Source organism: Phycisphaerae bacterium, assembly GCA_024102815.1.
GTDB lineage: Bacteria > Planctomycetota > Phycisphaerae > UBA1845 > UBA1845 > JAGFJJ01.
This window is the reverse complement of sequence record JAGFJJ010000031.1, coordinates 20,053-43,426: the sequence shown is the minus strand read 5'-3', so window position 1 is coordinate 43,426 and position 23,374 is coordinate 20,053. Positions and strand designations below refer to the sequence as shown.

The following is a 23,374-nucleotide window of genomic DNA, read 5'->3' as shown; positions in this document are numbered from 1 at the left end:
GCGCAACTGGACGCCACTGCGGCATGACGCGTCTTATCGCGGAATGGAAGCGGAATCATGAACCTGACGGTCTATAACACGCTGACACGCAAGAAGGAGCCGTTCGAGACGATGCGCCCGGGCGAGGTGGGCATCTACCTTTGCGGCCCGACGGTCTACAAGCCGAGCCATCTCGGGCACGCCATCGGCCCGATCATCTTCGACGCGATCAAGCGCTACCTGGCCTGGTGCGGATTCAAGGTGACGTGGGTGGTCAACGTCACTGACGTGGACGACAAGCTGATTGTCGAGGCGAACAAGCAGGGCTGCACGACGCTGGAACTGGCGGAGCGCGTTACGGCCGATTACATGAAGGCAATGAAGTGTCTCCACATCGACACCATCGACCTCATGCCCAAGGCGTCGGAGCACATCGGAGACATTATCGGGATCATCCAACGACTGGTGGATCGAGGCATCGCGTATCCATCCGGCGGCGACGTGTACTTCGATGTCACCAAGGACGACGACTACGGGAAGCTATCCAATCGCCGCGTGGAGGAGCAGGAGGGCCAGCGCGATTTGCAGAGCGGCGAGAAACGCAATGCAGGGGATTTTGCCCTCTGGAAGGCGTCCAAGCCGGATGAGCCGGACGAGGTCAAGTTCGATTCACCCTGGGGTCCCGGACGCCCCGGGTGGCACATCGAGTGTTCCGCGATGGCCATGCGCTATCTCGGCGAGACGTTCGACATCCACGGGGGCGGCATGGACCTCATCTTCCCCCACCACGAGAACGAGATCGCGCAGTCGGAGTGCGCGACGGGCCGGCCTTTCGTCAAGTACTGGATGCACAATGGCCTGACGCGGATCAACACGAAGAAGGGTGAATCGAAAAAGATCGCCAAGTCGGATACCGATCCGGAAATGCAGGCGGCGCTGCGGAAGATGACGTTGCACGTGCTGCTCGACGAGTATCCCGGAGAGCTGATCCGCTTCTTTGTCCTGAGCACGCAATATCGCCGGCCGATCGAATACTCCGACGCGGAAATCGAAAGCAAGCGCAAGGGACTCGATACGTTCTACCGCTTGTTCGAGCGCGTGGAGCGCATCGCCCGAATTTCGCCTTACACGGCGGCGGATCGGCTGGGCGCGCCGAAGCATGACGAACCCCGCTGGTCGGCGGCCCAGCTTCTTGATGCGACGCTTTCGGAAGCGAGCAAGGAGCACGTTGATGCGTTCGTGCGGGCGATGAACGACGACTTCAACACGGCCGGGGCGCTGGCGGCGCTGTTCGATTTCGCCGGGGCGATCAACCGCTTCATCGAACAGAACAAGCTGGAGTCCGGGGGGTCGAAAGAACTGCTCGACGACGCCACCAACGCTACGGGACGGCTGATCGCCACGGCGCGGCTGATCGGCATGTTCATCGAACCCGCGGCGAAGCGTGCCGCCGGTGACGACGGACTGACTGACGCGGTAATGCAGGTGCTGATCCAGATCCGCCAGCACCTGCGCAAGAACAAGAAGGACTACGAAACGTCCGACCTGATCCGCGACCTTCTGGCGGAGCGCAAGATCACGCTGGAGGACCGACCGGACGGGACAATCTGGCGCGTGGGATGATGGAGCGGACCAATGTTCCGGGAGGGTGGTTGCCGGGGACTGGAATAACCGGCAAGGAACGTGCGACCTGCGGGCGCTCGAACAGGAGGCTCCGTCGATCACAATTCCACTTGCAGGCGGTTTACCTCGGCCACCTGGTAGAAGCAGCTCATCACCGTGGGCACGAGCATCACGAAGGGCAGCGCGATCACGCTGCTGGTGACGACGGAGCGCATGGAGCCGTACATGCTCGGTGATGCCATGAGGAATGCGGTAAGTCCGGACAGCACAAGGAAGGCCCCGATTGCGGCGGTAACGAGAATGACCACGAGGCGCCGGTTGATCAGGGCGTATCCCGTCGCGCCGAAGAAGGCCACGGCGCAGATGATCCAGTAAACGTAGGTATCGATTCGAAGATCGGCCATGAGATGCGAAACGAGGGCCGCGCCGAGCAATCCCCCCAACACGGCCACGGCATAGGATGCCAGCGGATAACTCAAGGCCGCCAGGCCAACCACGATGGGAATGGTATACCACAACTGATCCGGGCGCCCGCTGAGGAACACGGCGCCGACGCCGTAGCCGATCAATGCAAAAGATACTACCACACAGAATCGCCACAGCCGCCAGCCGAACAGGCATAGCGAAGCACCGACCACGACCATAGGCACGCCGAGCAGTGGGTCGGAATTGCGCAGGAAGATCAGCCAGTCGTTCAACGAGGTGAACATAGGTATGTCCCCGATTGCGGCATTCGACATGCCGCGGGCACTCAGTCCCCGATTCGGCGCACGCCCGGCATGCTGGTTCCACACCGGCGGTCGGCGCGGAGCATCCCCAGGGTCGCTCGGCGGCGGCCGAGCCTACCCTCTCCGCAAGCATAGGATATCTTCGCTCGTTGAACGTCCGATTACTTGGAGCGCTCGGCTTCGCCTTCCGGGCGCTTTCGCGTAAGCAGCGCCTGCAGGATGAGTGAACTGACCAGGAATCCGCCCAGGGCCATGCCGACGGCTCCCGGGCTGCGTTCCATTGCGGACAGCGACGTAGGGAATACCTGGCCCAGCAGGGTTATCGCTCCGCCGAAAATGAGTGACGTTCCCAGCAACGATGTCGACAGTATCAGCATCGCCCGGACCGCGAGCACGCCAAGGAAGAGGCCCACCAGCAGTGCTGCGGCGATGATAGGTTCGGCGTCTGAGGTAAGAGAGGCGTTCTGCGAACGGACGTAAGCCCAGAATTGCTGCATCCACTCCCTTGGAGCGGGGGGAATCAACTCCCCGGACGGGGTCACGACGGCATCCGCGCCTGACTCGACGCCCGCCTGGACGGTCATGGCCTGAACGGGCAACGGCTGGAAATCGGCCGCGTGGGGAGCGACTTCCCGATATCCGAAGACACTTATGGCCACACCGCAGGCAACCAGTCCGGTGAGCACGCCCGCCCAGAGTCGGAAAGTCAGGAAACCGATGGTACCGAGCATGGCTCCGGCAAGGATAGCCGCCACCGGGCCGGGCAGGCCAAGGCGAGCGCCGTACTCCGCACCGATCGTCATGCCTCCGAGCGCAAGCGCCACCGTAAGGCCCCCGCGCGCCAGCTTTGCGCCGAATACGCTGAGGAGTCCTCCGCCAACGAGGGCGAATGCCCCGATGAGCAACATGCGGGCATCAAAGCCCCCTGTCGCCTGGCCGGACAGGTAAAGGTTCAATTGATCGAAAAAGGGCTGCAATGTCGTCATGGTCCCACCTGCTTTCGGTGCTGATCCATTGTACCCGGGCGAGTGAGCGGCGCCGCACGATAACACCCTCCCGGGTGCGCGGCCGCCGTCGCTCCGTTCGCCCATTCGCATCCTCGACGAGCGGCTTCGCCCGTCTCCACGGAGCGTATATTCGCGGCTCGGCCGCCAATATTCGCCTGTGGGGTAAAACGGAGCGCGCCCGGATTCGTCGCCCACGGGACTATACGCCCGAAACCTCCGAAGCAACCACATCGAAGCGGTCGGGGAATGTTGTAACGTCGATGACGGCATAGCCGCCGTCGATTCGCCCCGTGCGGCGGTAGTTTTCCCTGAGTATGGCCATTTTTTGTGCGGCCGTGTTCTCCTCGATTTCCATGCCCGGCTCCGATCCCCAGGCGATGCGTCCCCCGGGCTGATCGGTCATGAGCACGAGGTGGGCACGGTGGGGATCGCGCCGGCCTTCGTAGTTCTCCACGGTTACGCCGTAGATCTGGGCGGCATAAGGCTCCTTGAGGAGAAGCTCCAGCGTGGCGAGCCCGGCCCGGAGATCGCTTCCCAGCCAGCGCCCGCCGGGCTGCGGCGGAGACTCCGCCACGCCCTCGACGAGTGGCAGGCCGGGGTCGTAAGGATACCGCCCGGGAAGGCGGACGGCCTCGTGATCGACAAGATAATACGTTGCCTCGTGGCGAACGAAGGCGACGGGCTGGCGATAGTCGCAACTGATTTCGAGGCGCGCATCGCTGAGGCGGCGCACGTGGCGGACGGACCGTACCCAGGCAACATCGGCCAGCGCCGCCGCCGCACGACGGCAGAACTGGTTGTCCGTCCAATCGCCGTCGAGCACGGGCTGGAGAGCTTGTTCGAGATCGGATCGGGCCAGGGGCACGAGCACGGGGGGCAGATCGACAAGAACAGGGAGAGCGCGGTCGCTTCGCGCCAACAGAGAATCGTGGAACGTCCGCTCCAGACGCACGAGACCGTAGGCCGCGCCGCCGAGCGCACCGCCTGCGAACAGAACGGGCAGCAGCACGCGAAGCAACGGCAGGAGCGCAGCAGGATTCACCGGCCAGGTTCGTTGCTGGCGCTGTTTCGGCCTGCCCTTTTTCGGTTGTTTACGCCGCCAAGCCATGTTTTCAATTGCCAGTGCAAACTCCCGCAGGAAGACATTGCATTGCCTCGCGAACTTCCTCCAGATCACAAAGGCTGGAGCCTATGGCTCATCGAAAGTCATCGCGCGAAGACGGGCAATGTCGGCAAATCACTACTATCGGCGTCAGAGGGGTTTCGGCAAGAACGCAATGGCCGAATGTCATGGGCGAACGCGGTTGGCAGTATTGGAATGCACGATTCCCTGCAGACGACATTGCGGAAGACAGTCGCCACGGACTGCCGGAATCATCCGCGCCGGCAACGCAGGGACATTTCCACGAGGCGTTCGCAGAGCTCGTCGAACTCGATGCCCACGCGCGCGGCGGCTTTGGGAACGAGGGAGTGGCTCGTGAAGCCGGGAATCGTGTTTATTTCCAACACATAGGGACGTTGTGTTTCGCGATCGATCATGACGTCCACCCGTGAAAACACCTCGCACCCCAGAGCTCGAAAAGCCTGAAGGGCGACGACCTGAACGCGCTCCACGAGATCGGGCGAAAGTTCGAGATCGAAGAGGTATTGGGTGTTTTCGTCGACGTACTTGGCGTGGTAGTCGTAGAATTCTCGCCGGGTACGGATCTCGCAGACGGGAAGCGCCATGCCGCCGAGAATGCCCACGGTCAGTTCGGGCCCGACGATGTACGCTTCGATGAGAGCTCTTCCATCCTGCCGGAAGAGGTGTCGGGCCTTGGTCTGCAAGGCTTCTCGATCGCGGGCAATCGATGTGTCCACGCTACTGCCGGACGCGGCCGGTTTGACCACAGCAGGAACGGGAAAGTCCGACAGCGCGGCGAGATCGTTTTCCTGTTCGATGACCACATACTTCGGCGTGGGGACGCCGGCCTCTTCGAAGGCGCGTTTGGCCAGGACCTTGTCCATGGCGATACGCGAAGCCTGCGCGCCGCATCCGACGTATGGCAGTCCGCGCCGATCGAGCTCGGCCTGGAGCGTACCATCCTCGCCGAACTGGCCGTGAAGGGCGATGAAGACAAAGTCCGCGGGATGCTCGAGCGCGGACAGGTCATCGGGGGAGATATCGCTGATCGTAACCCGGTGGCCTCGACGGCTGAGCGCCTCGGCGACGGCCCGGCCACTCTGGATACTGACATCCCGCTCCGCTCCGGGGCCGCCGGCGAGCACGGTGATATTCATCGTTTTGCGTTTGCTCTCCGACCCGGCCGAGGGAATCTCATGGGCCGGTTTCGCCGCCATCTTGGACATAGGTTTACCACTCCCCCTCAACAAACGGCCAGGTTCCTTTTTCCCCAAATCTCCACTTCCGGCTGCAACTCGACGGAGAAACAGCGGCGGACCTGCTCGCGGATGAGTTCAATCAATCGCAGGATGTCGGCCACACGCGTATCGGGCTCCGCGACGATGAAGTTCGCGTGAATTTCCGAAACGCGGGCACCGCCGCAATTCCTTCCCTTGAGCCCGGCCTGATCGATCAGCGCCCCGGCGGATGCACCGGGCGGATTGCGAAAAATACAGCCCGCGCTCTGCTGCGACAACGGCTGGCTTTTTTGTTTATAGGCGTGGCATTCGTCGAAGCGCCCGCTTACACGTTCGGGATCGTCGCGACGCAGTTCGACGGTCGCGGACAGGACGATTTCGTCGCGGAGGTTCGTGTGGCGGTAGCCGAAGCCGACCCGTTCGGCGGGCCAGCACTGACGATGTCCCTCGGCCGTGAGGACCTCGACTTCGCGCACGACGTCCTTGATTTCCCCGAAGCGGCCCCCGGCGTTCATACGCACGGCACCTCCGATGGACGCGGGGATCCCGGCCATGCATTCCAATCCGGAAAGCCCGGACCGGCTGCAACGGCGGGCGAAAGGTATCAGATCGACGCCCGCACCAACGCGAAGCGCATCGCCCTCGCTGCGGACTTCACGGAATGCGGCGCTATCCAAGCGGACCACGACGCCATCGACACCGTCATCGCTGACAAGCACGTTGGCGCCGGCGCCCAGAATTCGCACGGGCACGTCCTGCTCGCGCGCGCGACGGACAATTTCCGCAAGCGCATTAACGGAATGCGGCCGGCAGAGCATTTCGGCCCTTCCGCCGACGCGGAACCACGTCAATGGTCCGAGGGGTGCGTCCAGCTCGACGCTATCGGCAAATTCGTGCCACCAGCTCATCGGCTACCTTCCATACGTCACCGGCGCCCATGGTCATGACCAGGTCGCCTTCCGTCACATTCTTAATGAGATGCTCGATCGCCTGATTGAGTGAGCTCATGTAGCACGCGTGACCGCCACGAAGCAGGATGCGGAAGACAAGTTCCTCGGACCCCTGGGAAAGAACCGCGCGGTCGGTCTCGCGCGCGCCGTACACATCCGGAATGATGATCTCATCCGCAAGCCCGAATGAGCCAGCGAATTCGTCCATGAAGTGCTTGGTTCGGGCATATTGGTGGGGCTGGAAGACGACCCAGAGTCGACGGGGCTGGTATTGGCCGCGAGCGGCCTCGAGCGTCGCACGGATTTCGGTCGGATGATGGGCGTAGTCATCGACGATGATCACGCCGGCGCCTTTGCCGCGCAGGGTCATGCGGCGATGTACACCGGCAAAGGAAGACAGTCCTTCGGCAATGGGCTCGACGGCGGCGCCGGCATGATGGGCCAGTGCCGCGGCGGCCAGCGCATTGAGAACGTTGTGTTTGCCGGCTACTGCGAGCCGCGCCTGGAGCAGGCGACGACCCCGGTGGTGAATTTCGAAAGAATAGCAGCCACAGTTCGCCGCCGGATCGACGGCCCGCCAGTCAGCATCGGCGGTAAACCCGAAAGTCTCCACGCGAACTCGAGCGCGCCTGGCGGCGTCGTGGGCGCGGGCATCGGCATCGTGAATCAGCAGTATGCCATCAGGACGAATATGCGAGGCGAAGGTGCCGAAGGCATCGACGATGTCGTCGATGTCGCGGTAACAGTCCAGATGATCGGGCTCGATGTTGAGGATGGTGGCCAGCCGGGGGCGAAGGTGCAGGAACGAACGGTCAAATTCGCACGATTCCGCAACAAGGTGCGGACCCTTCCCCAACCCGCTGCCCCCGCCGAGCTGGACCGAAGTCGCCCCAAAGACAAACGACGGATCAAGTCCCGACGTGCGGAACAGATGAGCGCACATGGCCGTGGTTGTGGTCTTGCCGTGGGTGCCGGCGACGGCCACTCCCTCCAGCTGGTCCATGACAATGCCGAGCAACTCCGCGTATTTCAAAACGGGGAGCTCGCGCTCGCGGGCGTAGAGGAGCTCGGGGTTGTCGTAGGGAATGGCCGCGCTGATGACGACGAGCGAGGCGGTGTCGGGAAGATGGGCGGCGGCGTGGCCGATGTGTACCGTGGCGCCTTGGGCGACCAATTCCCCCATGCCGTCAAAGGGGGTCATGTCCGAGCCGGAAACGCGCCCGCCCAGACCCAGGAGAATACGGGCGGCTCCGGACATGCCGCAGCCGCCAATACCGATCATGTGGACATGCAGCCCGTCCACTGAGAATCTTCCCACGGAGCCGTCCAACGCCTTGAGCACCACGCCCGTGTGTCCCCTTCCCGGCCGGCGACCGGACTTCCCTGTCGCAAGAGCCGTGATAAACGTCCATTCAATGAATCCGCGAAGCCCGAGCGCCAAGGATCATCGGGCAAGCACGGGTTGCCGCTTCAACGATTCACAGGCTACCCCCTTCAAGCGCCCGTCGAGTAGCTCCGCGATACAGTTGGCGACTTCCTGCGCCGCATGTCCACGCCCCAGACGCCGAGCTGCGGCAGCCATCTGTTCACGCTGGGCATGATCGTCCATCAACTGGGCGAGCAGCTCACGCAGCGCCGGACCGTTGATCGCTGGATCGATGCGATCGCCCAGGATGCGCGCTGCCCCGCCGCGCACCAGACATCGCGCATTGGCAAACTGGTGGTTGTCGCGATGGAATGGATAGGGCAACAGGATCGACGGCCGTCCTACCGCGGTGATTTCAGCAAGCGTAGAGGCGCCGGCGCGGGAAACGACCAGATCGGCCGCGGCCAATGCCTCGGGCATCTCGTCGGTATAGGCAAGTATCTTGGCGTCTACGCGCTTCTGCTGGTAGGCGGCGCGAACGGTCTCAAAATCGAGCGTACCGGTCAGGTGGAGGATCTGCCAGTCTGTTCGGCGGGCGAACAGATCAAGCGCGGCAACGACGGCTTGATTCAACGTGCGCGCCCCCAGCGAAGCGCCCGTTACGAGCAGTACGCGGCGATTGGGGTCCAGGCCGAAAGCCGCACAGCCTGCGTGGCGATCGACTTCGTTGAATCGCGATCGGACCGGACAGCCCGTGACACGGAGTTCAACCGTCGCGGGAAACTGCGCGATGGATTCGCCCCACTGCACGCAGACGAGGCTCGCTCGTCGAACGAGAAGGCGGTTGGCCCGGCCGGGGATGGCATCGGGATTCATCACCAAAATTGGTATCCGGCGACGCCGGGCCTCCCACGCCGGAAGGAGGGCGCTGATGCCACCCGAAGCGATGAGCACGTCGGGGCGGAGGGCATTCATCCATGCCCGGCAGCGCACGGCGTTTCTTAACATGTCGAAAGCGAGCTTAGGCCACCGCCAGGGGCGAGCACTGAAACCGGAGAGGGCTTGCGGGTAGAGATCGTATCCAGCGCCCTCGATGATCTGGCGATCGATGGTACGGCTTGAGCCGAAGAAGACGAAGCGGGCGTCTTCCCAGTGTTGGCGAAGGGCTTGGGCCAAGGCCAGCGCTGGATAGAGGTGGCCTCCGGTGCCTCCGCCGGCGAAGGCGAAGACGGGGCCATCGACAGTTCCCGAAGGGGGACTCAGCACAAGACAAACCCCTCCCTTCGGGCCGGTTCAGCTGGTTGAGCGGAGTACGCTGAAAGGAGTTCCTCCCGTTCCGACTCCGGCAGCCCCGCGCGGGCAGCGATGCCCACCAGGACGCCGACCGCAAAGCAATTGGCGACAAGCCCGCTCCCTCCGGCCGAGATGAAGGGCAGCGGTATGCCGGTCGTGGGTGCGACAACGGTCACCACGGCGACATTCAACAGCGCTTGAACGGCGATCATGGCGGTCAGGCCAAACGCCAGCAGGCGCTCCAGCGGCGTTCGGGCCGCACGCATGGTCGACCAGCCCACCAGAATGAACAAGACAAACAACAGAAGGATCAGCCCGCCACCAACGATGCCCGTTTCCTCGCAGATCAACGAGAAGATGAAATCGGTATGCCCGTCGGGCACGTAGCCGTACTTCTGGACTCCCGCCCCGATGCCGCTGCCCAGCCAACCCCCGCTTGTTATGGACATCAGCGACTGCACGGGCTGGTAACTGCTGCCGCGAGGATCCGCCCACAGGTCAAGGAATGAGGTGAGCCGCTCCACACGATAGGGCTTGAGGAAGACGAGGAATGCAAGCCCGCCGGCGCCGACCAGCCCGGTGAGCGCCAAGTGCCAGGTTCGACATCCCGCGACGAAGAGCGTCAAAAAGCCCACGGCAAAGATGAGGGCGCAGGTGCCGAAGTCTTCGAAACCAACGAGCGCCGCGCAAAGCGCAATGACACCGGCCGCGGGAAGAAATCCACGGAAAAACGAGCGCACGTCGTAGAAGCGGAGGCTGAGGAGCGCCGCCAGCATCGCCACCATGGCGAGCTTGGCCAGCTCGGAGGGCTGCAGGCCAATCCCGCCCCACATGGGCAGGATCTGGAGCCAGCGCTGGGAATTGCGGCGCGTTTCGGCAAACCCGGGAATCAACGTCGCCACCAGAAGCCCAACGGCCACGAGAACCGCGATGACGGCCAGCGCCCGGCAGAGATTCGTTCTACCCAGAATCCAAGGGGAAATCCGTGCTGTCGCGGCCAGCAGCACGAGTCCGCCGGCGGCGAAGATCAATTGGCGGCCGAAGATGCTTCGCCAGATGGGAATGCTGAACATGCCGCGGTCCACGGGCGTTGTAGCCGACATGACCGCCAGTAGTCCGATGACGACCAGTGCCACGGTCACGATGATGAGCGATTCCACACGTCGCGCCGCCGCCCCGTTTGAAAGGAGCATGATCATCCTCCGTGATTGACAAGCGCCCCTAGCGCAGCTTGATCGTCGCCAGCGCAAGTGCCGCGAACATGGCGGCCATGAGCCAGAACCTCACCACCGTCTGCGGCTCACTCCAGCCGCCGACGTGGAAGTGGTGATGAATGGGCGCGACGCGAAAGAGGCGCCGTCCGCCGGTCCACCGAAAATACCCGATCTGGAGGATCACCGACATGGCCTCGATCACGAAGACGCCGCCGGCGATCAGCAACATGATTTCCTGGCGGGTCACGACGGCCACGTAGCCGATCAGTCCACCCAAAGCCAGGGCGCCCGTATCGCCCATGAACACCCGCGCCGGGTGGCAATTGTACCACAGAAAGCCGAGGCTCGCCCCCAGAATCGCCCCGCAGAGCACGACCAGTTCCGCCGACTGCGGCACGTAGGGCATGAGCAGCTTGTGGGCCAGATTCTGCGTACCGACGACGTAGGAGAGAATCGCGAATACGAGCGCGCAGAGGGCGACACAGCCTGATGCCAGGCCGTCCATGCCGTCGGTAAAATTGACCGCATTGGAGGTGGCCGTCATCACAGCCACGGTCACGAGCATAAACGCGAGGGCGCTGAGCTGGACGCCGGCCTTGTAGAACGGGACGGTCAAGACGCGGTACGCGGGAACCTCCTCGGAGGAAATCAGCGGGCTCAGCACGGCGAGATTGTGGCTGCCGTGCTCGAAGATGTAGTAGCCGAGCACGACGCCGAGCCCGAGCTGAAACAGAAGTTTCTCGTACATCTTCAGCCCGTCGCGCGAGGTCCCCCGCTTCTTGGCCGTCAGCTTGAGCCAGTCGTCGATGCCGCCGAGCACGCCGAGCCAGACCAGGCAGACCAGCGCCATCTGCACGTAGAAGCCCGTGATGTCGGCCAGCAACAGCGTCGCCAGGCCGACGGCGGCGAGTATGGCCAGCCCCCCCATCGTGGGAACGTTGCTCTTGTCCCGGGTGAGTTCATTGAGGGAAGCGTGATCGAACTCGGGTCGATCGCCGAGCTTCCAGCGAATGAGCAGGCGAATCACCGAAGGAAGGAAAATCAGCAGGAGCACGAAACAAAGGACCGCGGCGCATGCGCCGCGAAACAGCGGATTCTCGTACGCGTAATGGCGTCCCTGAAAAAGATGCGTGAGCAGCTGATAAAGCACAAACCGACCCCGCTTGTCGATGGACGCCGGTCACGGGGTCACGGCCCATGGCCGAGCAGACTTACCGAGGCGTAATCAGGCGACGGCCGCGCGCCTGCCGCCCCCCTGCTTCAGATCCCCAACCACCCGATCCAACTTCATCGCCCGCGAACCCTTGAGCCAGACGACATCGCCGGGACGGAGCAGGTTCGAAAGGACGCTCGATGCGTCGGACGTATTCGGGCAGGTCTCGACCGCACCCCTGCCCGAATAACCACGGAGTTCGGCCAGCGCTTCGCACGTCAGCGGGCCGACGCAAACGACCGTGTCGAACCCCGCATCGAGCAAGTTGCGAAGGACACGCTGGTGGTGCCGCTCGCTTCGAGCGCCGAGTTCGAGCATGTCGGCCATGACGAAGATGCGGCGGGCGGCAGCCGAATCCCTCAAGGTTTGGATCGCCGCGGACATGCTGGAAGGGTTGGCGTTGTAGGTGTCGTCCACGACGGTGACGCCACCAATGTCGAATACCTCCGTACGCCCCTCCGGTGGGACGTAGTTTCGAAGCCGCTCGATGATTGTCTCCGGATCGACGCCGAACCAGCGGGCTACGAGGAAAGTCGCCGCGGCATTCGTAGCATGGTGCGCACCGGGCATGGGCAGCCTGATACGAAACCGCCCATCGATCTCGACATCGCTGTGACGGATGGAGTGCTCCAGGCAGCGGGCGCGCGTGTTGGCATGAGCGGTGAACCCGATGGTCATGCAGCGCAGATGAGCGGCCTCCTCCAACCGGCGCCGAACCTCGGCGCGGTCGACATTGATCACGGCCAACCCGCGCGAACGGACATGATGGAATAGCGACATCTTCTCCCGGGCGACGCCGTCGATGGATCCCAGTTTCTCCAGGTGGGCTTCACCCACGGAGGTCAGCACGCCGACGTCCGGCGCGGCGATTTCCGTCAGGCGGGCGATTTCCCCGGGGGAATTGGTTCCGATTTCGGTTACGAGGTACTGATCATTGGCATTTGCTGAGAACAGGGTGAGCGGTACACCGATCTGGTTGTTGAAGCTCCTGGGAGAGGCCCGTCCGGCGAGCTCCGCCCGGAGCACGTGGTCCAGCATGCGTTTGGTCGTGGTCTTTCCGTTGCTGCCCGTAACTCCGACGACGACCGTGCGCGGACTCATCACGTTGCGACGATAGTCGTGTGCCAGCCGGCCGAGTGCCGAGACGGTGTCATCGACGACCAGGAGCGGCCGGGCGGCACCTCCTTCTTCCGCCGAGAACCGGCTGCGCGACACCACGCAGCCCACCGCGCCACGAGCCAGGGCCTGGGTCACGAAGTCGTTTCCGTCGAAGTTGGGACCGCTCAGCGCAAAAAAGAGATCGCCGCGCTCAAGCTCGCGCGAGTCGGTACAAATGCGAAGGGCGACATCCTCGCGCACACCGGCGGCGACGGGTACGCCCAGCGCCGCACCAACCTGACCCAGAGGCATGGGAATCATGCTACGTCCTCCCTGACCACCGTTCGCCTGATCGCGGCATTGGCAACGGCAACATCGTCGAACGAGATCGTTCGATCAGCAAGTATCTGGTAGTTTTCGTGCCCCTTTCCGGCAATCAACACGGCATCGCCGGGTTGGGCAAGATCCACGGCAAGTTCGATCGCATTCCTCCGATCAGGCTCGACGAACACCGCCCGACGATCCGCGCCGCTCAGGCCCGGCAGAATCTGGTCGATGATCGACTGCGGAAATTCCGAGCGGGGATTGTCGCTCGTCACCACGACCAGATCGGCCAACTCCCCCGCCACGTTGCCCATGCGAGGTCGCTTGCTGCGGTCGCGGTCCCCACCGCATCCAAAGACGCAGATCAACCGCCCGGGCACGAGTGGCCGCATGGCGGAAAGGACGTTGCGCAAAGCATCGTCGGAGTGAGCGTAATCGACGAGAACACTGAAGGGATGACCGGGCGGTTCCGCGCGCTGCAGACGGCCGGGAACGCCACGCATGTTTTCAAGACCATCGACAATGGCGTCCATCGAAATGCCGAGCGCATGGGCGGTCGTCGACGCCAGGAGCGCGTTGCTGGCGTTGAATCGTCCGACGAGGGCGAGGTGGATGCGTCGTTGCCAACCCGGCCCACGGATGGACAGCCGAATTCCGGCAATTCCAGAGTCTTCGACAACGGCCGCGTAGTCTGCCTCGGGGCAACCGATTCCGGCGCGAATGCTGCGGGCACTGGTTCCGTCCAGCATGGTTTCGGCAGATGGGTCTTCCGCGTTGACCACAGCGACCGCGGAGGACGGGAGGCCAACGAAGAGCCGTCGTTTGGCGTCGCGATAGGCCTCGAACGTACCGTGATAGTCGAGATGGTCGCCGGTGAGGTTCGTGAACACGCCGGCGGAGAAGCGGAGCCCATCCGTTCGGCGCTGGTCCAGGGCGTGAGATGAGACTTCCATGACAGCGTGCGTTGCACCGGCCGCGCGTGCTTCTGCAAGATAGCGACAAAGGGCCACGGGACCGGGCGTCGTCAATGGCGCATCCATGCGCCGCCCCGCAAGATCATATCCCACGGTTCCGAACAGTGCCGGGCGCTGACCGGCCGCCCGCAGAATCGCCTGCAGCATCCAGGCCGTGGTGGTCTTTCCATTGGTTCCGGTGACGCCAATGAGCTTCAGACCCTGGAGGTCGTCGCAACGAGTCCTTGTTTCGTCACGAAGGCCATAGAACGCGGCGGCCATTCGTGCCACTGCCTCTCGGGTATCAGCCACCCGAATGAGCGCAGAAGCTTGACCAACTGATACATCCTCCACCCGGGCGTCGGCGTTGACCACAACGGCCGCTGCGCCGGCGCGGACGGCTGACTCGACATACTGAGCCGCGTCGCCGCGGGTTCCGCGGACGGCGACGAAGCACGCCCCGGGCACGACATCGCGCGAGTCATCGACGAGTGCCGTGATACTGACACTCGTCCCGGTGACGGCGCCGACCGGGCAGACCCCCGCGCGGGCGAAGAGGTCGCCGAGGCAGATGCCCGATTCAGCAGCGAAGTTGTGCGGTTCTACGATCATCCGGCGCGTCGTATTGTACCCTCGGCACAGCCGCTTGCACGCCGTCTACCGCTGATTAGATGGTCGGTTCGCGTCAATACGCCGACGGCTGTGAATTGTTCCCGACGGATACCAAGCGGCCCGTCATTCGCGTGCACCCCGCACGTCGAATCACAATGACATTCATCGGTCGGAAGCTTGATTTCGCGTGACCGAGAAGACGGTGTTCGCGTCCCCAGCGCAATCACGGCTTCGCGGAAACGAGGCGAGCGTCGGGAGGTACGCCGAGGTAGGAAAGGGAGCGTTCGATGAGCTTTCCGGCCGGACCGGCGGCTACCTGTCCGCCGTAGTAGGCGATCGCCGGATTGGGACGGCGGATCTGCACCAGAACGACGACGCGCGGATCGGACAATGGAGCTCCGCCGACGAACGTGCCGAGGTACTGTCCGGAGACGTAGCCGCGCTCGCCGGGCGAGGTCAGCTTGGCCGTCCCCGTCTTTCCGAACACCTGATAGAGTGCCGAGCGGGCCTTGCTGCCGCCGCTTTCCTCCACGACGGCGGCGAGGGCGACTTCGCGCATGAAACGTGCCGTGGCAGTACTGGCAACGCGGCGAATCGCTTCGGGCTCGTCCCACGACTCGATCACCGTCCCGTCGGGCGCGAGCCGCTCCCGAATCAGGTGCGGACGGACTTGAACACCGTCATTGGCCAGGGCCGCGAATGCACTGATCAACTGCAACGGCGTCACCAGCACCTCATAACCGAAGGAAACCGACGCCGTGCTGAGTGATGTCCACTGCTTGTAGGGAACCAGACCCGGATCTTCGCCGAGGCATTCGACGCCCGTCGGCTGTCCGAATCCGAAACGCCGGACCGTTTCGTAAATGATGGGGTTGCCCATCCGCTCGGCGATGATGCTCATCCCAATGTTACTGCTGCGGGCGATGATGCCACGGAGATCGAGCCGATCGGACGGTTTGGTGTCCTCGATAACCCGCCGGCCGATCGTGTAGCGACCGTTGTGGCAGTTGATCTGCTCCTCGGTGGACACGAATCCGCCGTCCAGGGCGCCGGACGCGATGATCGGTTTGAAGGCGCTGCCGGGCTCGACGGGATCGGTGATCGTGCGGTTGCGCCGCGCACCGGGGCGCCCGCCGTCGATGTGATTGGGGTCGAACTGCGGATACACGGCCGTGGCGAGGATCTCGCCCGTGCGCGGATCCATAACGATCGCGACGCCGCTTTCCGCTTCCACATGCTCGACGGCCTCCTCCAGAAGCGCCTCGGCAACGTGCTGGATTTCTGCATCAATCGTCAGCACGAGGTGGCCGCCGTCGACGGGAAGCACGGTCCCCTCTCCGGTTCTCCAGAGCGCCCGACGCCGGGCGTCGCGAATGGTCGTGCGGCGACCCTCCTTTCCGCGGAGATGCTCGTCGTAGCGGAGTTCAAGGCCTTCCAATCCGCGTCCATCCCGACCGACAAAGCCAAGCACCTGCCCGGCGGAAACGCCGAGGGGGTAATAGCGGACCTGCCGATCACTCAGGCCGACGGCAGGCTCGTCCAAATGCCGGACGGCGTCGGCCGTGGCCTCGTCCACCCCTTCGGCAACCAAGACGAAACGGGTGTACACGCGCTCCAATATTTTTGCTTCCAGGTCCAAGCAAGGGACATTCAGCAGCGGCGCGAGACGCTGGGCGAGGTCGGGAATATCCGTGACCAGGGCGGGATCCACGAAGACATCCGGAAGCAGGCGGCTGCAAGCGAGCACTCTTCCGCGGGCATCGAAAATCGAGCCTCGCCGCGCGGTAAGGACGCCGCTTCCCTCGTGCTGCCTTTCCACGATGGGCAGCAGACGCGGCGAGAGCGAAACGGTGACGTGGGCGAGTCTCCCCGCCAACGCAATGAAGCAGAGGATGAGCAGCGCAACCGCGATGCTTCCCCGCCGCCGCAGTCGGTCGCTGATGTCGTGGGCCGAAGGGATCATGCTCTTCACCGACTCAACGGGATGGGTTGGGGACTTGCCGGTCGGGATGCGACTGGACGGAGGCGATTTCCGGCGGTAGCAGATCGGCCTCGAAGCGATCCAGACGATCGTGGACGTTTTCCGGAGCGCGAAGTCGTGCCACGCTGGCCTGCAACTGCCACGCCTCGCGCTGGAGTGCCAGCCAGTCGCGCTCCATGCGCAAAGCCTGGACCGAGGCTCTCGTTTGCGCAGCACGCACCGTAAGCAGCGCGGCCGCGAGCGCTGCCAGCATGATCAGGAGAATGACCACACGCCGAACGATCATGCGGTGTCGTGCGGAAAAGACGCGGGACTAGGAGTTCGGAATACGAATTCGTACGCCCTCGCGAATGCGCGACGGATCGGGGAATCGCTCCCGGTTGAGCTCGAAAATTTCCTTCCAACGATTCTCATCGCCCAGTTGCTCACGGGCAATGGTAATATAGCGGTCGTTCTTGCGAACCTGGTACCAGCGGGCTGCCGTATCCGTTCTTGCCCTCTCCTCGTGCAGATTCCGAGGGGCGGGACGCTGCTTCGCGACGCGTTCCTGCGACTGCGCCGCCTCGCCGGAGGCAGCGCCCGCGAGCGCGGGAATGACCACTTCGTCACCAATTCGAAGCTGATCGGGATCGGGAACGACGGCTCGGTTCGCATCGAAAATGGCGTTGACGAATTGGGCCGACGACGAGCCGTAGTAGCGGTGGGCGATGCGCGTCAGCGTGTCCCCCTTTTGAACGGAGTGCTTGGCCAGAATCGCAACCGCAGGCTTGCCGGCCGGCTGCCGCGATCCTGCTGCTTGCGGATCACGTCCGGGTCGATTCCCCGAATCAGCCAACGTAGCGGCCGGATTCGTATCGGCGGTCGGGGAGTTGTTCGCCGGCGAATTCGCGGGCGATGGCCCCCGCTCCTGTGTCGCCGCAAGTTCGGCCGAAAGCCGGGCCAATCGCTCGCGAAGCAAGCGCTCCTGCTCCGCCGGATTCACGCGGGTCGCCGGTTGCCTCGGGCCTGGAATGAACGGCGGCGGATTCGTCGCGGTCAGGCTGGTTTCCGCAGTATGGGCGGGTCCCTGACCTTGATGACGCACCGCCGGGACCTCGCGGACGTCGTCCTTGGCAGGCTGCTGTGGAGCTTGCGCGTACTGCGCCGCCGGCACGGGGTCCTGTGTCGTGCGCGGCGTGATTCTCCGGCGAGGAACAGGATTGGGCGTACGGCGTGTCGGCTGGGTAGCGGGCGTTTGATACGGTGCGGGGACCGGAACTCGGGAAGGCGAGGAAGATTGCGGGGCAGGCGGAGGCGGAACGGAATACTTGCTTGCTGAACTGGGCCAGGGCGCCACTTCGGAAAACCGCTCCTTGCCACGATTGGCAAGGATGACCGCAAAGCACGTGATGAAGGTGAGTCCAGCCAGTAGACCAACCTTGGTCTCTCGCCCCATGCCCCGCGCCTCCTGCATTGCAAAAGGGCAGCCTGGACCGCCCGTTAGACAGTGTCATCCATGGGCCGCCGGCGGATCACGCGCAACTTGGCGCTGCGTGATCGCGGGTTGCGTTCACGCTCTTCCGGTTCGGCGGACACCGGTTTGCTTGTGATTATATCGTAGATTCCGTCACTCTTGCGTCGGCGAAAATCGAGTTTTACGAGTTTGTCCTCCACGCTGTGAAACGAGATGACGCCGAAGCGCCCACCGGGCTTGAGCACGTGAGGGGCGGCGTCCAGGAGCGAGGCCAGCGCCCCCTTCTCGTCGTTGACCTCCATACGCAGCGCGAGGAATGTGCGCGTCGCCGGGTGAATCTTCGACCTTCGGGACAGCGGATCCACGTGAAGCGTATTGCAGATCACCTCCACGAGTCGTCCGGTGGTGGTAATGCGACTCTCGCGGCGCGCCTCGCAAATGCCGCGGGCGATCTTTCGCGCTGCCATCTCCTGGGCATTGAAGAAAAGGACATTGCCCAACTCCTTTTCCTTGAGGCGATTGACCAGATCGGCAGCGGTCTGAGGGAGCGTCGGGTCCATGCGCATGTCCAGCGGAGCATCGTAGCGGAAGGAGAAACCGCGATCGGCCTCATCGAGTTGTGTTGAACTCACACCAAGGTCCGCCAGCAGAACGTCCACGGAACCGACACCTTCCACCGCAAGCACGTCGCGTAGCCGGGCGAAATTCGCCTCGCGCAGCGTGATCGGACACGAGATGTCCCGAAGTCGCGCACGTGCGATCGCCAGGTTGGCGGGATCGACGTCGAGGCCGATCAGGCGCCCCGCCGGTCCGGCAGCCTCGGCGAGCAAGCGCGAGTGCCCTCCCAGTCCTACCGTGGCATCGACGACGACATCGCCAGGACATACGGCCAGCAGCCGCGCGACCTCCGTGGGAAGCACGGGAATGTGTGCATTGGGGTCGTCGATGGCTGTCAATCTCACCAACCCGTCAGGGGCACGTCACGCTTCCGTGGCGACGAGTTCGCCCCCGAGGTAACGAGAGCCCGTCTCCGCCGGAGCGGAAACGAACGGAGCGAGCGTTGCGTGCTGGAACTTTCCGCCCGATTGTTGTAAACTTAATAATCGGGTACGGAGAATCCGGATTTCGCGCGGCGATACTTTCGCGGGCACGCCGTCGCGTTCCTCCTGTTGCAACCTTCGCTGGATCCTGGATACCAGCGTTTGCGGTTGACGTCCCTGCACGATAGACACTCCCTCCACTCTCGTCCACCGCAGCGCGGCGATTCCTTTCGCTTCGACCGCTGGGGTGTCGTTGGTGACTACAGCAAACGACTCCTTCTTTGAAAAGTGCATGCGAGGCCGCACTGGACAGCGCCATTCATCCAAGTGCGTCCTATCCGCGATTCCATCCCCTCCCGAGATCGATTCGGGCTTCCTGCCCTTATGCCACGGCTCTTCCACCCGCTGCGAAGTACCGGCTCCTTCCGGCCGACGCAACGAAGTTACCACCTATGTGTTCTGCGGACGCATCCGCAGGAAGTCCTGCCAGGCGGGCCAGTCCGCCCCGTCCGGATCGATGCCGAGCTCGCGATCGAACGCGTCGCGTGCCCAGAGGTCGATGCGGTTCTTCTGCCCGACAAGATAGATTTCATCCGGAAGGCGGGCCATGCGCCGCAGGCGATCGGGCAGCACGAGCCGGCCTTGCTTGTCGAGTTCCACGTACGACGCCAGGCTGTAGAACTGGCGCTCGAAGCGACGCGATTCAGGACCGGGCATGTACTCGGTCTCAATGCGGCCGGCCAGTTCCTCGAAGCAGCGCTGCGGCAAAATGGACAACGTGCCCTTGTCCTCGCCAGGGGTAATGTAAACGGGACAACCTTCGCGCTCGGGATCGATCGTGTCGCGGAACTGGGAAGGGAGCTGAATGCGATTCTTGCCATCGATGGTTCGTTCAAACTGACCCGTGAAAAACCGCATCGATCTCCGCCACCCGCTTCTTTCCACTGCGTGGGAAAGTGGCCCATATTTAACCACTACAAGGGCAACCGTCAATGAAAAAATGTTCAGGAAAACAAATCACAGGCCCGACGGCGCGACCGTAACGAATCATCAAGATCTGGGGGGCGGACGATCGGCTAACCCAACCAATCGTCTTACAGGAGAAACCCCCGGCGCAAGAATTGCGCGGTGGCGTTCGCGAGTCTGCAAGGTTGCCCAAGGGGATTCAACATCGGAGACGGCGACGTCGCGCAAAAAGCGCGCCGGGAAGGACGGGCAGGAAGTGTCACAGGCGTGACACTAATCGGAATGCCCAACGTCGGAACTGGAGATCACTTCACGGTACAGCGCCTCGTAGGCATTCCATGTCGTTTCGATGGTCCAATGCTCGCGCACGTGTGCTTGTGCCGCTTGTCCGAGACGCTTGGCAAGCGCGGCGTCGCGCAATAATCGCGCGATGGTTTCGGCAAGCCCGGCGACGTCGCCACGCGGAACGACAAAACCCGTGTCTTGATCAGTGACAAGATCACGGCACCCCGGAACGTCCGTTGTCACAACGGCGCAACCTGTCGCCATCGCCTCGAGCAGCGCATTGGGCAGGCCCTCGGTCCGCGAAGGGAACACGAAGACATCGGCCGTGGCGAGCAGCTCAGGAATATCCGTTCGAGAACCAAGGAAGTGCACGCGATCAGCAAGGCGCAGCGAACGAGCGTGTTGTTCCAGGCGAGCGCGTAACGAGCCATCGCCGACGAGCAATAATTGCGCAGGGTGCGAAGGCGCGATCAGGGCGAAGGCATCAAGCAGATCGAACAAGCCCTTTACGGGATCGAGGCGGCCTACCCAGAGCAGGATCGGTGCATCGGCCGGGATCTTGAGCGCGGCACGATCCAGCGGCACCACACCGGCGAACCGATCTGGATCGACTCCACCGCGAACAAGGCGCAGGCGATCGCGCGGGATTCGGGCCTGCGCCGCCAGGTGGTCGATGACCGAGGGGGAGTTCCCGATGAAATATCGACAGGCCGAGTGACTGAAGCGATCGACCCGCAGGTGCCAGCGGCGCTCGATCTCCACCGTCTGGATTTCGCAGAGCACGCGATCGGGAGGAATCCCGGCGCGGCGGGCGGCACGTCGCGCGGCGAAGTTGGCATGGAACAGAAACGAATGGACGATGTCTGGGCGAAGCTCGCGCAGAAGGCGGGTCAGTCGTCCAAAGACGCGGAAGTCCCATCCGCCGGCGGCCGAACATGTGTGCACCGCGATCCCGTCTTCCTCCAGCATCTTGCCGACCGGTCCGGGTGAAGCGAGCGAACAGACCGCTACGCAAAATCCCCGTTTGGTCATCGCCCGGCAGAGCCGGTGGAGATGCAGCGGCACGCCGCCGAGTTCGAGGTCGGTGATGACGTAGAGGATGTCGAAGGGAGCGGCGGACAAGTGACAACGATGTTGCTGGCTCAATCGCGAATGACGACAACGGCGCTGAGGTAATGACAGCCGAAGAGCACTGCTCAGGAACAGTGCCGCATCGCCGGTGGAACGTTGCGGCCGCGGATTGCAGTGGCACCACTACACGGTAAATAGCGGCTGCTGGCTGGGGTCGTCCTGCTTGACCTGCTCCTGCACGTCGCGGATTTCATCGATGAATTCCTCCACCGTGCGGAAATTGCGATGGACGCTGGCGAAGCGGACGTAGGCCACCTGGTTCACGCGGCGGAGGTGCTGGCCAACATAACGCCCGATCTGTTCGGCATCGACCTCACGGTCGTGGTAGCTGAACAGGTCCTCCTCTACCCGATCCGCGATGGCGTCCAACTGCTCCTCGGGGACATCGAGCTTGAAGCAGGCATATTGCAGGCTCTGGAGGATCTCCTCGCGACGATAGGGTAAGCGCTGTCCGTTGCTCTTGACCACCATCAGGCGCAGCTCCTGCTCGACGCGCTCCTTCGTGGTGAATCGCCGGCCGCATACGAGACACTCCCGGCGACGGCGGATGGCCACGCCCGCTTCGGTAAGGCGGGAGTCGATGACCTTATTCTGGGTATCCTTGCACGAGGGGCAGAGCATAGCCGAGTCTGCTGGGGAACGGGTGATTTAACAGGGCACCCGGCGGCGCGAACTTAACCCCACCATATGTTGGGTGTCAATGTTCCGGGGCGCACCGGCGGTTTGGATTGCGTCACAGCTTGATCTGACGTGCCCCCTACTGGACGGTCGGGCGGTGCGACGGTATCACCCGCGACATGGGCAGGCTCGTGGAAAAGTCCGTCGGCGGACTGAACGTCCAAGGCTTCTCTCTTGCGGGTGAGGAGACGGTACTGGCCGTTCCGGAACTGAACGTCTGTTTCGACGTGGGCCGGGCTCCGCGCGAGATTATCTCGATCGACAACGTATGCCTTTCGCATGGCCACATGGATCATGCGGCGGGAATAGCCTATTACTTTTCGCAGCGCAACTTTATTGGGACAGCGCCGGGACGGGTCATTCTGCCGGCGGGACTGGCTTCCCCAATTAACAGGCTGATGGATGTCTGGGGGGAGATTGAGGGACACCCCTCCCCTGCCGTAATTGTTCCCGTTGAGCCCATGCAAGATGTGGAATTGCGGCGTGGGCTGATCGTCCGGCCGTTCGCGGTGAACCATGCGGGGGGAGCATTGGGATTCACGCTGATCGACGTGCGGCACAAGCTCCGGCCAGAGTTCCACGGGCTACTCGGACCCGAAATTGTGGCGCTGAAGAAGAAGGGAGTGGAGATCGAGCAGCAGGTCGAGTACGCGTTAATCACGTACACGGGCGACACGGCGTGGGGTCGGTTTCTGGAGCATCCCTTCGTGCGCGACAGCCAGGTTCTGGCAATCGAATGTACGTTCTTCGAGCCCGACCATCGATCGCGGGCACGCGCGGGTCGGCACATTCACATCGACGATATGCCGCGGGTCATGGAAGCCGCGCCGACGGCAAAAATTCTGTTGACCCATTTCTCGCGACGAACGGATCTTCGGGTTGCCAAGCGCATGCTGGAGAAGATGCTCAAACCCGAGGACTTCGCGCGGATCACGCTGCTGATGGAGCGCCCGCCGAGGCCGAGGGGTCGAGAAGGCCGTCCGCCGCATGAGCCTTCAGAGAAGCGGGAGGCGGAGTCCACGTGATGAAGGAGTCGCGAACAAAATCGCGTGGATCCAGCGATTTGAGCTGACCTTCCTGGCATCCTCAAGACGAAGCGGACCATCAAGCTATCGGACG

Annotated in this window: 20 protein-coding genes; 2 read left to right on the top strand and 18 right to left on the bottom strand. The window is 63.2% G+C overall.

Going from position 1 to position 23,374, the window contains the following annotated elements; translation table 11 throughout:
- The first annotated feature begins 57 nt into the window (after nucleotides 1-57).
- Entirely contained in the window at nucleotides 58-1,602 is a 1,545-nt protein-coding gene (locus J5J06_07700; GenBank protein MCO6436955.1) for a cysteine--tRNA ligase, read from the top strand.
- 98 nt (nucleotides 1,603-1,700) lie between these two features.
- On the opposite strand, the gene J5J06_07695 is transcribed toward J5J06_07700, so the two are convergent.
- The 18 genes from J5J06_07695 to nrdR all read right to left on the bottom strand — a co-directional run bounded on the left by J5J06_07695 (nucleotide 1,701) and on the right by nrdR (nucleotide 22,198).
- Nucleotides 1,701-2,342, bottom strand: coding sequence for a hypothetical protein (locus J5J06_07695; protein MCO6436954.1), 642 nt, complete (start codon nucleotides 2,340-2,342; stop codon nucleotides 1,701-1,703).
- A gap of 149 nt (nucleotides 2,343-2,491) precedes the next feature.
- Nucleotides 2,492-3,316: a hypothetical protein gene (locus tag J5J06_07690; protein ID MCO6436953.1), complete on the bottom strand. Its 825-nt coding sequence runs from the start codon at nucleotides 3,314-3,316 to the stop codon at nucleotides 2,492-2,494.
- 220 nt (nucleotides 3,317-3,536) lie between these two features.
- Nucleotides 3,537-4,379: a hypothetical protein gene (locus J5J06_07685; protein MCO6436952.1), complete on the bottom strand. Its 843-nt coding sequence runs from the start codon at nucleotides 4,377-4,379 to the stop codon at nucleotides 3,537-3,539.
- Between the two features lie 332 nt (nucleotides 4,380-4,711).
- Complete coding sequence (locus J5J06_07680; protein ID MCO6436951.1) at nucleotides 4,712-5,686, bottom strand: D-alanine--D-alanine ligase; 975 nt, start codon at nucleotides 5,684-5,686, stop codon at nucleotides 4,712-4,714.
- Nucleotides 5,687-5,703: 17 nt separating this feature from the next.
- On the bottom strand, nucleotides 5,704-6,606 hold the full coding sequence (gene murB, locus J5J06_07675) for a UDP-N-acetylmuramate dehydrogenase (protein ID MCO6436950.1): 903 nt from the start codon (nucleotides 6,604-6,606) through the stop codon (nucleotides 5,704-5,706).
- The gene (gene murC / locus J5J06_07670; protein ID MCO6436949.1) at nucleotides 6,578-7,966 is read right to left on the bottom strand and encodes a UDP-N-acetylmuramate--L-alanine ligase; all 1,389 of its coding nucleotides are present in this window, start codon (nucleotides 7,964-7,966) and stop codon (nucleotides 6,578-6,580) included. The genes murB and murC overlap by 29 nt, the downstream gene beginning before the upstream one ends.
- Before the next feature lie 126 nt (nucleotides 7,967-8,092).
- On the bottom strand, nucleotides 8,093-9,280 hold the full coding sequence (locus tag J5J06_07665; protein MCO6436948.1) for a UDP-N-acetylglucosamine--N-acetylmuramyl-(pentapeptide) pyrophosphoryl-undecaprenol N-acetylglucosamine transferase: 1,188 nt from the start codon (nucleotides 9,278-9,280) through the stop codon (nucleotides 8,093-8,095).
- Nucleotides 9,274-10,500, bottom strand: a complete 1,227-nt coding sequence (locus J5J06_07660) for a cell division protein FtsW (protein MCO6436947.1) — start codon at nucleotides 10,498-10,500, stop codon at nucleotides 9,274-9,276. The genes J5J06_07665 and J5J06_07660 overlap by 7 nt, the downstream gene beginning before the upstream one ends.
- Before the next feature lie 28 nt (nucleotides 10,501-10,528).
- Nucleotides 10,529-11,671: a phospho-N-acetylmuramoyl-pentapeptide-transferase gene (locus tag J5J06_07655; GenBank protein MCO6436946.1), complete on the bottom strand. Its 1,143-nt coding sequence runs from the start codon at nucleotides 11,669-11,671 to the stop codon at nucleotides 10,529-10,531.
- 75 nt (nucleotides 11,672-11,746) lie between these two features.
- A complete protein-coding gene (locus tag J5J06_07650; protein ID MCO6436945.1) occupies nucleotides 11,747-13,153 on the bottom strand; it encodes a UDP-N-acetylmuramoyl-tripeptide--D-alanyl-D-alanine ligase in 1,407 nt (468 codons plus the stop codon).
- The gene (locus J5J06_07645; protein MCO6436944.1) at nucleotides 13,150-14,721 is read right to left on the bottom strand and encodes a UDP-N-acetylmuramoyl-L-alanyl-D-glutamate--2,6-diaminopimelate ligase; all 1,572 of its coding nucleotides are present in this window, start codon (nucleotides 14,719-14,721) and stop codon (nucleotides 13,150-13,152) included. Before J5J06_07645 ends, J5J06_07650 begins: the two co-directional genes overlap by 4 nt.
- 223 nt (nucleotides 14,722-14,944) lie before the next feature.
- Nucleotides 14,945-16,684, bottom strand: coding sequence for a penicillin-binding protein 2 (locus J5J06_07640; protein MCO6436943.1), 1,740 nt, complete (start codon nucleotides 16,682-16,684; stop codon nucleotides 14,945-14,947).
- A 13-nt stretch (nucleotides 16,685-16,697) separates the two neighbouring features.
- Nucleotides 16,698-16,988 carry a hypothetical protein gene (locus J5J06_07635; protein ID MCO6436942.1) on the bottom strand — a complete coding sequence of 97 codons (291 nt, stop codon included), beginning with the start codon at nucleotides 16,986-16,988 and terminating at the stop codon, nucleotides 16,698-16,700.
- Nucleotides 16,989-17,015: 27 nt separating this feature from the next.
- Nucleotides 17,016-17,855: a LysM peptidoglycan-binding domain-containing protein gene (locus J5J06_07630; protein MCO6436941.1), complete on the bottom strand. Its 840-nt coding sequence runs from the start codon at nucleotides 17,853-17,855 to the stop codon at nucleotides 17,016-17,018.
- 326 nt (nucleotides 17,856-18,181) lie between these two features.
- Entirely contained in the window at nucleotides 18,182-19,102 is a 921-nt protein-coding gene (rsmH, locus tag J5J06_07625) for a 16S rRNA (cytosine(1402)-N(4))-methyltransferase RsmH (protein MCO6436940.1), read from the bottom strand.
- Nucleotides 19,103-19,645: 543 nt separating this feature from the next.
- Complete coding sequence (locus tag J5J06_07620; protein ID MCO6436939.1) at nucleotides 19,646-20,113, bottom strand: hypothetical protein; 468 nt, start codon at nucleotides 20,111-20,113, stop codon at nucleotides 19,646-19,648.
- A 321-nt stretch (nucleotides 20,114-20,434) separates the two neighbouring features.
- Nucleotides 20,435-21,568 carry a glycosyltransferase gene (locus J5J06_07615; GenBank protein MCO6436938.1) on the bottom strand — a complete coding sequence of 378 codons (1,134 nt, stop codon included), beginning with the start codon at nucleotides 21,566-21,568 and terminating at the stop codon, nucleotides 20,435-20,437.
- A 132-nt stretch (nucleotides 21,569-21,700) separates the two neighbouring features.
- The gene (gene nrdR, locus J5J06_07610) at nucleotides 21,701-22,198 is read right to left on the bottom strand and encodes a transcriptional repressor NrdR (GenBank protein MCO6436937.1); all 498 of its coding nucleotides are present in this window, start codon (nucleotides 22,196-22,198) and stop codon (nucleotides 21,701-21,703) included.
- A 176-nt stretch (nucleotides 22,199-22,374) separates the two neighbouring features.
- Between nrdR and J5J06_07605 the strand changes: the two genes are divergently transcribed.
- Nucleotides 22,375-23,280: a hypothetical protein gene (locus tag J5J06_07605; protein MCO6436936.1), complete on the top strand. Its 906-nt coding sequence runs from the start codon at nucleotides 22,375-22,377 to the stop codon at nucleotides 23,278-23,280.
- Nucleotides 23,281-23,374: the final 94 nt, after the last annotated feature.

Excerpts from the sequence above, each read along its gene's own strand:
- J5J06_07680 (MCO6436951.1), bottom strand. The coding sequence starts at position 5,686 with ATGTCCAAGATGGCGGCGAAACCGGCCCATGAGATTCCCTCGGCCGGG.
- J5J06_07635 (MCO6436942.1), bottom strand. The coding sequence starts at position 16,988 with ATGATCGTTCGGCGTGTGGTCATTCTCCTGATCATGCTGGCAGCGCTC.
- J5J06_07695 (MCO6436954.1), bottom strand. The coding sequence starts at position 2,342 with ATGTCGAATGCCGCAATCGGGGACATACCTATGTTCACCTCGTTGAAC.
- J5J06_07605 (MCO6436936.1), top strand. The coding sequence starts at position 22,375 with ATGGGCAGGCTCGTGGAAAAGTCCGTCGGCGGACTGAACGTCCAAGGC.
- nrdR (MCO6436937.1), bottom strand. The coding sequence starts at position 22,198 with ATGCTCTGCCCCTCGTGCAAGGATACCCAGAATAAGGTCATCGACTCC.
- J5J06_07640 (MCO6436943.1), bottom strand. The coding sequence starts at position 16,684 with ATGATCCCTTCGGCCCACGACATCAGCGACCGACTGCGGCGGCGGGGA.
- J5J06_07620 (MCO6436939.1), bottom strand. The coding sequence starts at position 20,113 with ATGCGGTTTTTCACGGGTCAGTTTGAACGAACCATCGATGGCAAGAAT.
- J5J06_07645 (MCO6436944.1), bottom strand. The coding sequence starts at position 14,721 with ATGATCGTAGAACCGCACAACTTCGCTGCTGAATCGGGCATCTGCCTC.
- J5J06_07700 (MCO6436955.1), top strand. The coding sequence starts at position 58 with ATGAACCTGACGGTCTATAACACGCTGACACGCAAGAAGGAGCCGTTC.
- J5J06_07660 (MCO6436947.1), bottom strand. The coding sequence starts at position 10,500 with ATGCTCCTTTCAAACGGGGCGGCGGCGCGACGTGTGGAATCGCTCATC.
- J5J06_07690 (MCO6436953.1), bottom strand. The coding sequence starts at position 3,316 with ATGACGACATTGCAGCCCTTTTTCGATCAATTGAACCTTTACCTGTCC.
- J5J06_07650 (MCO6436945.1), bottom strand. The coding sequence starts at position 13,153 with ATGATTCCCATGCCTCTGGGTCAGGTTGGTGCGGCGCTGGGCGTACCC.
- murB (MCO6436950.1), bottom strand. The coding sequence starts at position 6,606 with ATGAGCTGGTGGCACGAATTTGCCGATAGCGTCGAGCTGGACGCACCC.